Raw genomic sequence first — 14,591 nt, forward strand, 5'->3', positions numbered from 1 at the left:
ATAAAAAGGTAATAGAGCAAGACTCTACCACCTTAAAGATTATATCATATTTCATTGTGCTTTTCTTGCTAAAAAAGTTCCTGCTAGTAAAAAAGTTGGGATGGACGACATTCCTAATACTAAAAGCCAATCTCTCCCCGAAATCGGAACGGTATGGAATATCGCTTGCAAGGGCTGAACATACATGACGGCGAGCATTAACAAAAGGGAAGACAGCACAGCTCCCACTAAATATAGATTACCAAATGGATTTCTCGAAAAGATTGATCGTTCACTTCTACAATCGAAAACGTGGATTAGTTGAGCAAGAACAAGGGTAGCAAATGCGATCGTTTGTGCATAAGTCAGATTATCAGGGTTCGCTCGATATACCACGTAAAACGCTATCAGAGTTGAAATTCCAATTAGAAAACCACGAGAGATAATTTTCCATCCAAGTCTTCTGCCGAATACACCTTCATTTGCATTTCTAGGATTTCTCTTCATCACATCGTCTTCTGGCGCATCAAGCCCCAAAGCCATCGCAGGAAGACCGTCCGTAACGAGGTTCACGAATAGAATTTGGATCGGAATTAATGGTAAAGGCAAGCCGCATAGCATCGCAAAAAACATAACCAAAATCTCTCCAACATTGGATGCGAGCAAATAACGAATGAACTTTCGGATATTTTCATAGATATTTCTGCCTTCTTTAATGGCTGATTTTATTGTTGCAAAATTATCATCAACCAATATCAAGGAGGAAGCCTCTTTGGCAACATCTGTCCCGGTGATTCCCATAGATATACCAATATCCGCTGATTTTATTGCTGGTGCATCATTGACTCCATCTCCTGTCATCGCTACTACATGTCCTTTATTTTGCAATGCCTTTACGATTTTTAGCTTATGTTCCGGGGAAACGCGAGCAAACACCGAAACACTTTCTACTATTTCCTCAAGCTCTCCGACTTCCATATCTGATAATTGTCTGCCTTCTAGTACGAGGTCTTTCCCTTTTAAAATACCAAGTTCTTTAGCTATCGCCTTTGCGGTTATTACATGGTCACCAGTGATCATGACGGTTTTGATTCCCGCATCACGGCACTCTTTAACCGCCTGCTTCACCTCTGGACGCGGAGGGTCAATCATGCCCTGCAGTCCCATGAAGGTCAAATTGCGCTCAGCTTCTGTTTCATGGAGCAGAATTGTTCCTTTTGAAAGTGGCTTATAACCAACGGCAATCATCCGCAGTGCCTGTGAAGCTAACTCACTCATGTCTTGTTGAACTCTTTCCTTACTTTCCCGATTCAGCGGGCCCGACTTCCCTTCCCATAGAATCGTGTCGCACTGGGCGAGCAATACATCAGGGGCCCCTTTTACGATGACGAAATGATTCTCTTTATCATCCTTCACTATAACGCTCATCATTTTCCGGCCCGAGTCAAATGGAAACTCCTTCACTATCGTGAACCGAGTAGATAAGTATTCCCTTGTCAAACCTGCCTTCATTGCGGCAACCAACATCGCCCCTTCTGTCGGATCTCCGTCAAGGACATATTGTTTTCCTTTCTCGTTTAGTTCAGCTTTGTTACAGAGCAGTCCAAATGTCATCATTTGAAGCAAAGCTTTGTGGTTTTTCGGAGCAACGGAAACTCCACCTAATGAAAACTCCCCAATCGGATTATATCCAGTCCCGCTGACATCCCAGGTTTTACCTCCACTCCAAATTTTAGTCACCGTCATTTTGTTTTGCGTCAGTGTACCTGTTTTATCTGAGCAAATCACTGTTGCGCAACCAAGCGTTTCGACCGCTGGAAGCTTACGTACGATCGCTTTTTGTTTGATCATACGCTGAACGCCTAACGACAAGGCTACAGTCACAATTGCTGGCAATCCTTCCGGAATCGCCGCAACTGCTAAAGAAACGCCTGCTAAAAACATTGTATAGAGATCATGTCCTTGAATGACTCCAGTCAGTACGACGATCACCGTTAATATCAACGCCGTGACGATTAAAATTTTACCTAGCTGCTCTAAACGGCGCTGTAAAGGTGTTTCTTTTGTTTCAGCTGTCTGAAGCAAGTCGGCAATCTTCCCCATCGCAGTATTCATGCCTGTAGCGACAACAATACCGACTCCATTCCCTCTTGTAACCATGGTTCCCATAAAAGCCATATTTTCCTGATCACCGATACCTTCTAACTCATTAATTATCGGATCAGAACATTTAACAGCCGGGAGCGACTCACCGGTAAGTGCCGACTCTTCAATCTCAAGGCTTGAATTATCAACAATCCGTAAATCGGCGCCAATTCTATCCCCGCTCGAAAATTTCAAGATATCCCCCACCACGACTTCTCTAGATGGAATCTTCAGCCAGTGCCCATTCCTAAGAACATGGACTTGTGGTGCTGACATTTCCTTCAGGGCATCCAAGGATTTTTCGGCCTTTCGTTCTTGAAAAAAGCCTAGCACTCCATTCAAAAAAACAATCGCCATGATGGCAATCGCATCGATATATTCACCCAAAATACCGGAGACCAAGGTCGCCGCAAGTAAAACAATGACCATAAAATCTTTAAATTGTGCGAAAAATAAAAGGATGGCTGACTGTTTTTCTCCTTCTTTTAATTCGTTAAAACCATGCTTATGCAGCCTGTCCTTTACTTCATCATCGTCCAAACCGTGTGTAACGTTTGTTTGAAGCGCTCTCTCCATTTCTTGCTTATTCATTTCCTTGAACTCCATCAAGTATCACACATCCCTTTGAATAGAATGAAATAGGCCCCTGTATACAACCAAACAGGCGCTCTAGCTCTGCTCATCCAACACCTGTCCGCATACTAAATACATAAAACAACCTGCTCTTCTTCCATGATTATTCAGACTCGTCCAAAAAAATGCTATAATTAAACAGAAATGCGAAAGATGAATGAACCTTATCCAAAATTGGACGAACAACTGCGTATAAAAATAGGCCACCTTAAAAGGTAAACTTTGGCTAGTTTAAACTAGGTACATATAAGAATTGATCAATTCAATTTACCTGAACATTTTAAAGCTCGCTTCATCGAGTTTTTCTAAACTTGCAAATGCCATTTTTGCGAGTTAATTATAGGACGAAAAACTCTCTGTAACTAACATCAATTAAAATCAATGGAGTCATAGAAAATCTTATGTAAAGGAAGTAAAAATAGAATGTCATTTGATGGATTATTTACGAAAGCGATGACGGAAGAAATCGCTTCTATACTAAAAGGTGGACGCATCAATAAAGTTCATCAGCCTTATAAAAATGAAGTTATCCTGGTTGTTCGCGCTGGAGGTAAGAACCATAAACTCTTATTATCAGCCCATCCAAGCTATTCAAGAGTACAGTTGACAGAAGAAAGTTATGAAAATCCAAAAGAGCCGCCAATGTTCTGTATGCTGCTTCGAAAGCATCTCGAAGGCTATACGATTGAAGATATTTATCAATATGAACTAGATCGGATGATTATTTTTGAGGTGAAGGGTCGTAACGAGCTTGGTGATGTCTCGCAAAAGCAGTTAATCGTGGAAATCATGGGTCGTCACAGTAATATTGTTTTAGTTGATAAAGAACGGAATATGATATTAGACAGCATTAAGCATGTCTCTTACGCTGTGAACAGCTATCGGGCGATATTACCTGGGCAGGAATACAAAGTGCCCCCCGCACAAGAAAAGCATAACCCCTTTGATGCTACTGAGGATGATATAAGGAAAAATATCGACTTTAATGCGGGAAAACTCGATCGTCAACTTGTTGCCCAATTTTCTGGAGTTTCTCCGTTAGTTGCAAAGGAGGCCGTTTATCGGGCAGGGTTAGCCAACAGTACCACTCTTCCATCGGCCTTTTCAAGTCTTATCAAGGAAATATCGGAACAAAAATATACCGCAACTATAAAACAAGACGGCAGCAAAGATGTGTTTTATATGCTTTCGCTAGAGCACCTGACTGGAAAATACCGAACATTTTCTTCCTTAAGCGAAATGCTCGATCGGTATTACTTTGGAAAGGCAGAGCGAGATCGGGTAAAGCAAAAGAGTCAGGATGTAGACCGTTTCATTGCGAATGAAATTGAAAAGAACTCTAAAAAAATCGGCAAACTCGAACGAACATTAAAGGAAACGGAACGCGGAGAACAATACCAATTGTTCGGTGAACTGCTGACAGCTAACTTATATCAAATGAAAAAAGGCATGAAGGAAATTGAAGTGGTCAATTATTATGATGATGAACAAAGTATGGTCATAATCCCTCTTGACCCATTAAAAAACCCATCTGATAATGCGCAAAAGTACTTCTCTAGATACCAAAAGTCCAAAAATGCAGTCGGTGTCGTACAAGAGCAAATCCAGAAAGCAAAATTGGAATTAGCCTACTTTGAAGCGTTGCATCAGCAACTCCAATCAGCTTCACCTAAAGATATTGAGGAAATACGCGAGGAACTTCAGGAAGAAGGATATATTCGTCAAAAAAAGAAAAAAGGCATGAAAAAGCCTGCCAATGCAAAACCACAACTTGAAACATATTATTCCACAGATGGAGATCTCATTTTTGTCGGGAAAAACAATAAACAAAATGATTATTTAACGAATAAATTTGCACGTCGCGATGAAATTTGGCTTCATACAAAAGACATCCCTGGGTCACATGTTGTGATTCGGAATGAATCACCAAGTGAAAAAACCATAAAAGAAGCAGCAGTTTTAGCAGCCTTCTTCAGTAAAGCAAAGCAATCAAGTTCGGTGCCCGTAGACTTTACGCAAGTTCGCCATGTGAAGAAGCCGAATGGCTCGAAGCCCGGCTTTGTCATCTATGAACAGCAGCAAACCGTATATATTACACCAGATGCAGATACAGTCATTCGCTTAAAAGAAGCAGAAGCTGTAAAGGATTGATTTAAATACAAAAATATAAGTGTGTCCCAATCTACAAGATTGGGACACACTTTTTTATGCTAAAATCCACGCGGTATCTTCCGGGTTTTCCCGCCATTTTTTCAACTTTTCCAGTTCGCCTTCTGTGATGTAGCCTTTTTCGTTAGCGACTTTGATTAAGGTAGAATAGTCACTTAATGAATAGTTCGTAATGCCTTCAGCAAGGAACTTTTCTTTTCCCTTTTCCAGTTCGTAAGAAAAGATAGAAACGACCCCAAGGACATCACAGCCAGCTTCTTTAAGCGCGTTAACGGCCGTAATTACACTTCCACCGGTTGAAATCAAATCTTCCACAACCACAACTTTTTGTCCTGGAACAGCACGACCTTCGATTTGATTGCCCTTACCGTGCTCCTTTGCTTTGGAGCGAACATAGCACATTGGTGCATCTAATTTTTCACTCACCCAAGCCGCATGCGGAATGCCAGCCGTTGCAGTACCGGCAATCAATTCAGCCTCAGGGAAATGCTGTTCAATTAATACTTTCAATCCTTCTGCTATTTCCTTACGAACCTCAGGGTAAGAAAGGGTTAAGCGGTTATCGCAGTATATAGGGGATTTAATTCCAGATGCCCATGTGAATGGTTCATTCGGCTGTAGGTACACTGCTTTAATTTCTAATAGGTGTTCGGCTATAGTTTGGTTTAACATGATATTCCCTCCCAGGTTGCTTTCATATCTAAGTATGCTGTTAAAGGATCTTTCGCCCCAGTTATCGCTCTACCTACAACGATGGCATCAGCTCCAAAATTTCTTGCCTGTTCAGGCGTGGCAATTCTTTCTTGATCGTGTGTTTGGCCACCTGCATTACGGATACCAGGTGTGACCGTTAAAAATTCCGGGCTAATACGTTCATGAATTGTCTTTACTTCATGCGACGAACAAACAACGCCGTCTAATCCGGCCTGCTGAGTAAGCTTTGCATAATGAAGCACCGAATCCTCTAGAGAGCCGGCAATGTTTTGGTCAAGATTCATTTGTTCCTGTGACGTGCTTGTCAGCTGTGTAACCCCTATACATAACGGACGTTTTTTTCCTGCAGCTGTTCCACTATCTAGACCTTCCAGAGCTGCTTCCATCATATTTCGGCCACCTGTCGCATGGACATTTACCATGTCAGCGCCTAAAGCTGCCAGACCTGTCATTGCCTTTTTGACTGTGTTCGGAATATCATGAAGCTTTAAGTCTAAAAACACATCGTGGCCTTGTTCTTTTACGTAAGAAATGATTGACGGTCCATTCTGATAAAATAATTCCATCCCCACTTTTACAGCTAGTTTTTCAGATGAAAACTGTTTTAAAAATTGTTCTGTTTGTATAAGGTTGGGAAAATCAAGCGCGATAATTAGCGACTGCTTCATTCTGCTTCCAGCTCCTTCCGGTACATTGTGAAATATGATCAAATCCTAGCTCATCCAGCAGATTGGGTAATTCTTCAATGATCGTTGGGCATACAAACGGATCCACGAAGTTAGCGGTTCCCACTGCAACAGCGCTCGCACCTGCGTAGAAAAACTCAATGACATCTTCCGCTGAAGCGATTCCTCCCATTCCAATGATTGGAATCGATACTTGCTGGCTTACCTCATAAATCATCCGGAGAGCAACTGGTTTAATCGCAGGACCCGATAACCCACCAGTTTTGTTCGATAGAATCGGTCGACCTGTTTTTAAATCCAAACGCATACCGACTAGTGTATTAATCATTGTCAGCCCGTCGGCACCGCCTTCTTCAACCGCTTTGGCCATTTCCACAATATTGCTGACATTTGGAGAAAGCTTCACATAAACAGGCACAGAGGAGACTTCCTTGACTGCCTTGGTTACCTCTTTGGCAACTTCCGGAACCGTACCAAAAGCGATGCCACCTTCTTTTACATTTGGACAAGAAATATTCAACTCAAGAGCCTTCACATTTCCTACCTTACTGATGTTACTAGCCACTTTTACATAATCAGCTATTTGAGATCCCGCAACGTTAGCGATAATAGGGACATCATACCCACTTAGCCAGTCCAGTTCTTCATTGATGACTTTAGCCAAACCTGGATTTTGTAAACCAATCGCGTTCAGCATTCCCGAAGAAGTTTCCGCAACACGCGGGGTTGGATTACCGAACCGCGGCTCAGGAGTTGTCGCTTTAATCATAATTGCTCCCAGTACATCCAAGTTGAAGAACTGGCTGTATTCACGACCAAATCCAAAGCAACCAGATGCTGGCATGACCGGATTTTTCAGGTGTAATCCTGGTAACTCAACTGAAAGTCTGCTCATAATACCACCTCTCCTGCCCGGAATACGGGTCCGTCACTGCATACTTTTTTGTAACTGAAACCATTCGGATCATCTCCTGTATGACACACGCAGGCAAAACACGCACCAATTCCGCAGCCCATCCTTTCTTCAAGAGACAGGTAAAGTTTTTTTTCACGATATCCCGCTTCCAATGCTTTTAGCATTGGTGTCGGCCCGCAGGAAAAGATTGTCTCAAACTCCGTATCCAACTTGTCAATTACTGTCGTAACAAATCCTTTTGTTCCATACGATCCATCTACTGTGGCAATATAGGTATCACCTAATTTACTAAACTCTTTTTCGTAAAAAATGGCAGACTTCGTTTGGAAGCCTAGTACATGTATTACCCTAACTCCTTTAGCAACCAACATCTGCGATAACTGATACAGAGGTGGGACACCAATCCCACCACCAACCAATAGAGCTGTTTCTCCCTTATTTGCTTCATGAACCGGAAAGCCGTTGCCAAGCGGACCGAGGATATCTACACCTTCTGCCTGCTTACACTGTGACAGCAGTGTCGTTCCTTTCCCTTCAGCCCGGTATATCATCGTGAACTGTTTTTCACTACTGTTATAAGAAGAAATCGAAATCGGGCGTCTTAACAAAGGCTCGTTGCCTTCAGTTGTCTTTACGTGTACAAACTGGCCCGGTTGCTTCATTTCTGAAACTAATTCACCTTGTAGGGTAAGTTCAAATATGGATGGAGCCAGTTCTTTATGAGTCAACACCTTCATCGTTTCCTTCTTGATCATGTATAGCTCACCTCACGACTTTTTTCCGTTTTCCCCATGGCTTCTGCCGAAAAGGTCATTGATTCAATTACTCTTAAAATGGCTTCTGCTGTATCCAGGGATGTCAGACATGTCACTCCATTTTCAACAGATTCGCGACGTATTCTAAAACCATCTCGTTCCGGCTGTTTCCCTTTCGTCAAAGTGTTGATGACGAATTGTGCGTCCCCATTTCGGATAACATCCAAAAGGTTTCTTCCCTCTTCACCAATCTTACCAACAACCGCAGTTGGGATACCAGATTGCTCCAACAGGGCGGCGGTTCCGCTTGTGGCAATCAACTTGAAGCCAATATTATGAAAACGTCTTGCCAGCAATAGTGCTTCTTGCTTATCTTTATCCGATATCGTTAACAAGACTGAACCGTGACCTTGAATTTTGAAACCGGAAGCAACAAGACCTTTGTATAAAGCCTTTTCAAGTGTACTGTCTTTCCCCATTACTTCACCAGTCGATTTCATTTCAGGTCCGAGTGAAATGTCCACACCTCTTAATTTTGCAAAGGAGAAGACCGGCACTTTTACAAAGACTCCGCTTTGTTCCGGAACTATACCGGATTGGTAGCCCTGGCTTTCAAGAGAGTGTCCTAAAATGACCTTCGTGGCCAAGTTCGCCATCGGCACATTCGTGATCTTACTTAAGAATGGAACCGTGCGGCTAGAACGCGGATTTACTTCAATGACATACACTTCGTCATCACTGATGACATATTGAATATTCAAGAGACCGATAATATTCAAGCCTTTTGCCAATCTAGTCGTGTAATCGATGATCACTTCTTTTTGTTTTTCCGTTAGGCTTTGCGGAGGGTAGACGGCAATCGAATCACCGGAGTGGACGCCTGCGCGCTCGATGTGCTCCATGATTCCAGGAATAACTACCGTTTCGCCATCAGAAATCCCGTCGACTTCGACCTCTTTCCCCGTTAAGTAACGGTCAATCAGGACAGGATGATCCGGATTGATTTTCACCGCATTTTTCATGTAATGCAGCAATTCTTCTTGTTTATAGACGATTTCCATTGCTCTTCCTCCGAGAACATACGAAGGTCTTACTAAAACTGGATAGCCGATATCTTCAGCTATGACGATAGCTTCATTTACAGATGTGGCAGTTTTACCTTTTGGTTGCGGAATTCCTAAATCCTTAAGAGCACTTTCGAATTTATTACGATTCTCCGCACGATCCAAGTCTTCTAGAGAAGTACCTAGGATCTTCACTCCTCTTTCAACAAGACCATCTGCAAGATTGATGGCAGTCTGACCACCAAATTGGACGATAACACCTTCTGGTTTTTCCAAATCGATAACATGCATCACATCTTCAAGTGTTAATGGTTCGAAATAAAGCTTGTCAGATATACTGAAATCCGTCGAAACCGTTTCCGGATTGTTGTTGATGATGATCGCTTCATAGCCTGCCTCTTTGATGGCCCAGACTGAATGAACGGTCGCGTAGTCAAACTCTACCCCCTGTCCAATCCGTATTGGACCCGATCCTAGCACAATGACACTTTTCTTATCTGTAACAATTGATTCATTTTCATCTTCGTATGTTCCGTAAAAATATGGTGTTTCCGATTCAAATTCCGCTGCGCATGTATCGACCATTTTATAAACCGGCACAATTCCTTGTTGTTTCCGATACTCATAAATTTTCTTTTCAGTAACTTCCCATATATCTGCAATCGTTTTATCAGAAAAGCCAAGTTCCTTAGCCTTCTTCAGGACTTCACAATCGAATGAATGTTCACGAAGCTCTTTTTCAAAGTCTATAATCTTTTTCAGCTTATGCAGGAAGAATAAATCGATCTGGCTCCATTCGTGAATGGTTTCGATTGTTTTGCCTCTTCTTAGTGCCTCACCGATATAAAATAACCGCTCATCTCCTGCTTTCCGAATCCTTTTTTCTATTTTTTCATCCTCGAACTCGTCGTTCAACTCGAGATGATAAAGTCCTGCTTCAAGGGAGCGCACAGCTTTTAAAATTGATTCTTCAAATGTACGACCGATTGCCATGACTTCTCCAGTCGCTTTCATTTGTGTACCGAGTCTACGGTTGGCGCTTTCGAACTTATCAAAAGGCCAGCGTGGAATTTTCGTGACTACATAGTCAAGCGCAGGTTCAAAGCTGGCATATGTTTTGCCTGTAACCGGGTTCATCATTTCATCAAGCGTTAAACCAACTGCTATCTTGGCCGCAAGCTTTGCAATCGGATATCCCGTCGCTTTTGAAGCAAGTGCTGACGAACGGCTAACCCTTGGGTTAACTTCGATGACATAATACTGATAGCTGTTTGGATCTAACGCAAGCTGAACATTACATCCGCCTTCAATTTTCAAGGCGCGGATAATCTTCAATGACGTATTTCGAAGCATTTGATACTCTCTGTCACTTAACGTTTGGCTTGGTGCCGCAACAATAGAGTCTCCTGTATGTACTCCTACAGGATCAAAGTTTTCCATATTACAAACGACAATCGCATTGTCATTGGAGTCACGCATTACTTCATATTCCACTTCTTTAAAACCGGCAATACTCTTCTCAAGCAGACATTGATGAACCGGGCTGCTTTTTAGGCCACCTTCAACAATCTCGATTAACTGCTCTTCGTTATCACAAATCCCGCCGCCTGTTCCACCTAGTGTAAAGGCTGGGCGTACGATAACTGGATAGCCGACTCGTTCCACGAACGTATAAGCCTCATCCAAATTATGAATAATATCGCTGTCAGGAACAGGTTCCCCAAGGTCGTTCATCAGGGTTCGGAACAAATCACGGTCTTCTGCTTGTTGGATAGCGGAAAGCTTCGTACCAAGGATCTGCACATTGCATTCTTCCAAAATCCCTGCATCGGCTAGTTCAACAGCCATATTCAAACCCGTTTGTCCTCCTAGAGTCGGAAGCAGAGCATCAGGGCGCTCTTTACGGATGATTTTGCTAACAAATTCCAGAGTAATCGGCTCGATATATACCGCATCCGCCATTTCGCTATCTGTCATGATTGTAGCAGGATTTGAGTTAATTAGGATTACTCGGTAACCCTCTTCCTTTAAGGCAATACATGCTTGAGTTCCTGCATAATCGAACTCAGCAGCCTGGCCGATTACGATTGGACCAGAACCAATTACTAGGATGCTTTTTATATCTGTGCGTTTTGGCATGTTTTTTCCCCCTTCGTAGGTGCAGCTTCAATCATTTGTAAAAATTCATTGAATAAGTAGTTGGCGTCTTCCGGACCAGGTGAAGCCTCCGGGTGATATTGAACTGTGAAAGCCGGATATTTTTTATGGCGTAAGCCTTCAATTGTATCGTCATTTAATGCTGTATGTGTCACAACAAGGTCAGTGTTTTCAATAGAAAGCTCCTCGACTGTATATCCGTGATTTTGAGAAGTGATGGATACTTTTCCAGTACGAAGGTCTTTAACCGGATGGTTTGATCCTCGATGACCAAATTTCAATTTTGCTGTATCTGCACCGTTAGCCAGCGCGAATAACTGATGACCCAGGCAAATTCCAAATAGCGGTACTTCTTTCTGCACTATACGAATCATTTCAAGCGTTTCCTGAACACTTTTCGGGTCTCCAGGGCCGTTTGAAAGCATCACTCCATCTGGATGATATTGCAGCACTTCCTCTGCCGTAACGTTATAAGGTACAACCACAACATCACAACCACGCTTCGTCAACTCGCGTAAAATACCATGCTTCATGCCATAATCAACAAGAACGACTCGGGGGCCTCTTCCAGGACTTGAGTAGGCAGCTTTTGTTGAAACCTGCTTCACTTGATTAGAAGGAATCACCGTTGCTTTTAGCTGGGAAACAATCTCTTCAGCATCTTTATTGATATTGCAGAGCGCTCCTTTAAGTGCACCTGATTTCCTAATGATTCTTGTCAGCTTTCTCGTATCAATTCCACTTATGCCAGGTATGTTCTTCATTTTCAAATATTCATCAAGAGATAATTGGTTGCGCCAGTTGGAAGGAAGATCAGCTGTTTCCTTAACGACGAACCCTGATATCGCTGGATTGATAGATTCAAAGTCATCTCGGTTTATTCCGTAGTTTCCGATTAGCGGGTAAGTTAGCGTAACTATTTGGCCGCAATAGGATGGATCAGATAAAATCTCCTGATATCCTGTCATCCCTGTATTAAAAACAACTTCACCTATTTTTTCTACGTCCCCTCCGAATGCTTCGCCGAGGAATACCGTTCCATCTTCTAAAATAAGCTGTCTTTTCATCCTTGAACACGTCCTTTTTCCCAAGCTGTTTTTCCTTCTGCAATCGTCATAACTGGCCAGCCATAGCATTTCTTTTCATTAAAAGGTGTATTTTTACCTTTTGAAGCAAACTCTTCTTTATTAATTTCTTTTTCAGTATCCAAATCGATTAATACGATATCAGCAGTAGCACCTTCCTTTAGCTGTCCATAAGGAAGTGAGAAACTCTCAGATGGTTTGATGGTCATGAAGTCGACCAATTGCTTTAAGGTGATTACATCCTTTTTGACTAATTCTGTGTAAAGCAGCGGGAAGGCCGTTTCTAGTCCCACAATTCCAAAAGGAGCTAGCTGCATCCCTTGAGCTTTTTCCTCAGCTGTATGCGGAGCATGATCTGTAGCAATAAAGTCGATTGTTCCGTCCAGCAGGCCTTCGATCAATGCGTCACGATCTTCTCTTCCTCTTAAAGGCGGATTCATTTTATAATTCGGATCAAGTCCTGGGATATCATCTTCACACAGCAATAAGTGATGAGGTGTAACTTCCGCTGTGACCCGGATACCGGCGCGTTTGGCATCTCTTACAGTTCTCACCGATTCTTTCGTAGAAATGTGGCAGACATGATAATGGCAGTCCGCTGCTTCCGCAAGCAGGATATCCCTGGCTATATGTACAGCTTCGCATACAGATGGGATTCCATTGATTCCTTGTTCTTTGGAGTATCTTCCTTCATGTACAGAGCCTTTATTGATTAAGCTATTATCTTCACAATGAGCAACAATAGCCATATCTTGAGCGGCAGCCTGTTTCATCGCAGCCAGCATCATTCCGGCTTCTTGGATACCAACGCCGTCGTCTGTAAAGGCGAAAGCCCCAGTTTGTTTTAAAGAAGAAAAGTCAGTCAATTCTTTGCCAGCCTCTCTAATCGTGATGGATGCATAAGGCAGTACACGAACATGTGCTGTTTCTTCAATTTTCCGGTTAAGTGCTTCAAGATTTTCAATTGTATCAGGAACAGGTCTTGTATTAGGCATCGCTGCTACAGTGGTAAAACCGCCTCTTGCTGCTGCAAGCGTTCCAGTTGCTATTGTTTCTTTATGCTCGCCGCCTGGCTCGCGTAAATGGATATGCAGGTCAATAAATCCTGGTGTAATAAGTAACCCTTTGGCATCTATTACCTCACAATTTTCTGTTGCCAGGTTCTCTCCGATTTTCGTGATGATTTTTCCTTCTATTTCAATATCTGCTTTCTTGAATGAATTTTGATTATCTAGCAATACTCCATTTTTGATGACAGTTTTCATGGATGATTCCTCCCTCAAATTGTTCTAGCACATTTTTTAATACGGCCATTCTAATAAACACACCATTTTGCATTTGTTTAAAAATTCTTGAACGGCTACATTCGACTAAATCACTGTCAATTTCAACGCCGCGATTTATTGGTGCAGGATGCATGATGATCGCACCCGGTTTCATATTTTTTTCACGTTGTTTGGTTAAACCGAATCTTTCCAAATAATCCCCATTTGCCTGATTGTATTTTTCATTATGTCTTTCGTGCTGAATCCGAAGTAGCATAACCACATCCGATGTCGCTATCGCTTGATCGATGTCTTCATATCTCCCTAAGCTGTTGTTTCTATCAAACCATTCAGGCGGACCTGAAAATACGACATTCGCTCCTAGACGAGTTAAGGCTTCTGCATTCGATTTTGCCACTCGGCTATGCATTACGTCCCCAATTATTGCAATCTTCAGACCGGTAAAACTATTAAACTCTTGTTTTATCGTCAATAAGTCCAGCAATGACTGCGTTGGATGATTTCCGCAACCATCACCTGCATTGATTATTGGAATGTTGAGTTTTTCTTTTAGTTCATCAAAGTAATTATCCTGTTCATGGCGGATAATTAAGGCATTGACACCTATTGATTCAAACGTTTTTGCTGTGTCATATAAGGTTTCTCCTTTTAAAACGGATGATGTCCCGGCATCAAAAGGAATGACCTCAAGACCTAATTTTCTTTCAGCCATTTCAAAGCTTGATTTCGTACGTGTACTCGGTTCAAAGAATAGATTGGCAACCATGGTCTGCTGTTTAGGATTCCAGCTCGTTCCATTAGCAAACCCCTCTGCTTCTTGTAGAATTTTTTCAATTTCAGTTATGGTCAATTCATTCATCGTCAATAATTTTTTCATTGATCCTGCTCCTTTCACAATTTGTTGTGATGCGGGGTAAAAAAAAACACCCCGCCAATAAGGACAGGGTGTAGGTAATAAAGACTTACAAGAACTAGGACTGGTTTATTTCCCGTTCTCATTTG

10 protein-coding genes are annotated in these 14,591 nt (G+C 42.3%); 1 reads left to right on the forward strand and 9 read right to left on the reverse strand.

What is annotated here, in order from left to right; genetic code table 11:
• Positions 1-51: 51 nt before the first annotated feature.
• Positions 52-2,730 (reverse strand): calcium-translocating P-type ATPase, SERCA-type, encoded by a 2,679-nt coding sequence (locus tag JFU50_RS01600; protein ID WP_201224987.1) that lies wholly within the window; start codon positions 2,728-2,730, stop codon positions 52-54.
• A gap of 450 nt (positions 2,731-3,180) precedes the next feature.
• On the opposite strand from JFU50_RS01600, the gene JFU50_RS01605 reads away from it, so the two are divergent.
• On the forward strand, positions 3,181-4,908 hold the full coding sequence (locus tag JFU50_RS01605; RefSeq protein WP_201221459.1) for an Rqc2 family fibronectin-binding protein: 1,728 nt from the start codon (positions 3,181-3,183) through the stop codon (positions 4,906-4,908).
• Positions 4,909-4,962: 54 nt separating this feature from the next.
• On the opposite strand, the gene pyrE is transcribed toward JFU50_RS01605, so the two are convergent.
• Genes pyrE through JFU50_RS01645 form a run of 8 tightly spaced genes read right to left on the reverse strand, consistent with a single transcriptional unit; the run spans position 4,963 to position 14,466 of the window.
• A complete protein-coding gene (gene pyrE, locus JFU50_RS01610) occupies positions 4,963-5,598 on the reverse strand; it encodes an orotate phosphoribosyltransferase (RefSeq protein WP_056526619.1) in 636 nt (211 codons plus the stop codon).
• On the reverse strand, positions 5,592-6,308 hold the full coding sequence (gene pyrF / locus JFU50_RS01615) for an orotidine-5'-phosphate decarboxylase (protein WP_201221461.1): 717 nt from the start codon (positions 6,306-6,308) through the stop codon (positions 5,592-5,594). Before pyrF ends, pyrE begins: the two co-directional genes overlap by 7 nt.
• Positions 6,280-7,221, reverse strand: a complete 942-nt coding sequence (locus tag JFU50_RS01620) for a dihydroorotate dehydrogenase (RefSeq protein ID WP_201221463.1) — start codon at positions 7,219-7,221, stop codon at positions 6,280-6,282. Before JFU50_RS01620 ends, pyrF begins: the two co-directional genes overlap by 29 nt.
• A complete protein-coding gene (locus tag JFU50_RS01625; protein ID WP_053345264.1) occupies positions 7,218-7,997 on the reverse strand; it encodes a dihydroorotate dehydrogenase electron transfer subunit in 780 nt (259 codons plus the stop codon). Before JFU50_RS01625 ends, JFU50_RS01620 begins: the two co-directional genes overlap by 4 nt.
• Positions 7,994-11,200, reverse strand: a complete 3,207-nt coding sequence (gene carB / locus JFU50_RS01630) for a carbamoyl-phosphate synthase large subunit (protein WP_201181504.1) — start codon at positions 11,198-11,200, stop codon at positions 7,994-7,996. The genes JFU50_RS01625 and carB overlap by 4 nt, the downstream gene beginning before the upstream one ends.
• Positions 11,179-12,285, reverse strand: coding sequence for a carbamoyl phosphate synthase small subunit (locus JFU50_RS01635; protein ID WP_098175394.1), 1,107 nt, complete (start codon positions 12,283-12,285; stop codon positions 11,179-11,181). The genes carB and JFU50_RS01635 overlap by 22 nt, the downstream gene beginning before the upstream one ends.
• On the reverse strand, positions 12,282-13,568 hold the full coding sequence (locus tag JFU50_RS01640; RefSeq protein ID WP_056526604.1) for a dihydroorotase: 1,287 nt from the start codon (positions 13,566-13,568) through the stop codon (positions 12,282-12,284). Before JFU50_RS01640 ends, JFU50_RS01635 begins: the two co-directional genes overlap by 4 nt.
• Entirely contained in the window at positions 13,531-14,466 is a 936-nt protein-coding gene (locus JFU50_RS01645; protein ID WP_098175396.1) for an aspartate carbamoyltransferase catalytic subunit, read from the reverse strand. The genes JFU50_RS01640 and JFU50_RS01645 overlap by 38 nt, the downstream gene beginning before the upstream one ends.
• Between the last annotated feature and the right edge of the window lie 125 nt (positions 14,467-14,591).

Source organism: Peribacillus sp. TH14, from assembly GCF_016651145.1.
GTDB classification, from domain to species: Bacteria; Bacillota; Bacilli; order Bacillales; family DSM-1321; genus Peribacillus; species Peribacillus butanolivorans.

Coding starts and splice junctions, on each gene's coding strand:
- JFU50_RS01600 (WP_201224987.1), bottom strand. CDS start 2,730: ATGGAGTTCAAGGAAATGAATAAGCAAGAAATGGAGAGAGCGCTTCAA.
- JFU50_RS01605 (WP_201221459.1), top strand. CDS start 3,181: ATGTCATTTGATGGATTATTTACGAAAGCGATGACGGAAGAAATCGCT.
- pyrE (WP_056526619.1), bottom strand. CDS start 5,598: ATGTTAAACCAAACTATAGCCGAACACCTATTAGAAATTAAAGCAGTG.
- pyrF (WP_201221461.1), bottom strand. CDS start 6,308: ATGAAGCAGTCGCTAATTATCGCGCTTGATTTTCCCAACCTTATACAA.
- JFU50_RS01620 (WP_201221463.1), bottom strand. CDS start 7,221: ATGAGCAGACTTTCAGTTGAGTTACCAGGATTACACCTGAAAAATCCG.
- JFU50_RS01625 (WP_053345264.1), bottom strand. CDS start 7,997: ATGATCAAGAAGGAAACGATGAAGGTGTTGACTCATAAAGAACTGGCT.
- carB (WP_201181504.1), bottom strand. CDS start 11,200: ATGCCAAAACGCACAGATATAAAAAGCATCCTAGTAATTGGTTCTGGT.
- JFU50_RS01635 (WP_098175394.1), bottom strand. CDS start 12,285: ATGAAAAGACAGCTTATTTTAGAAGATGGAACGGTATTCCTCGGCGAA.
- JFU50_RS01640 (WP_056526604.1), bottom strand. CDS start 13,568: ATGAAAACTGTCATCAAAAATGGAGTATTGCTAGATAATCAAAATTCA.
- JFU50_RS01645 (WP_098175396.1), bottom strand. CDS start 14,466: ATGAAAAAATTATTGACGATGAATGAATTGACCATAACTGAAATTGAA.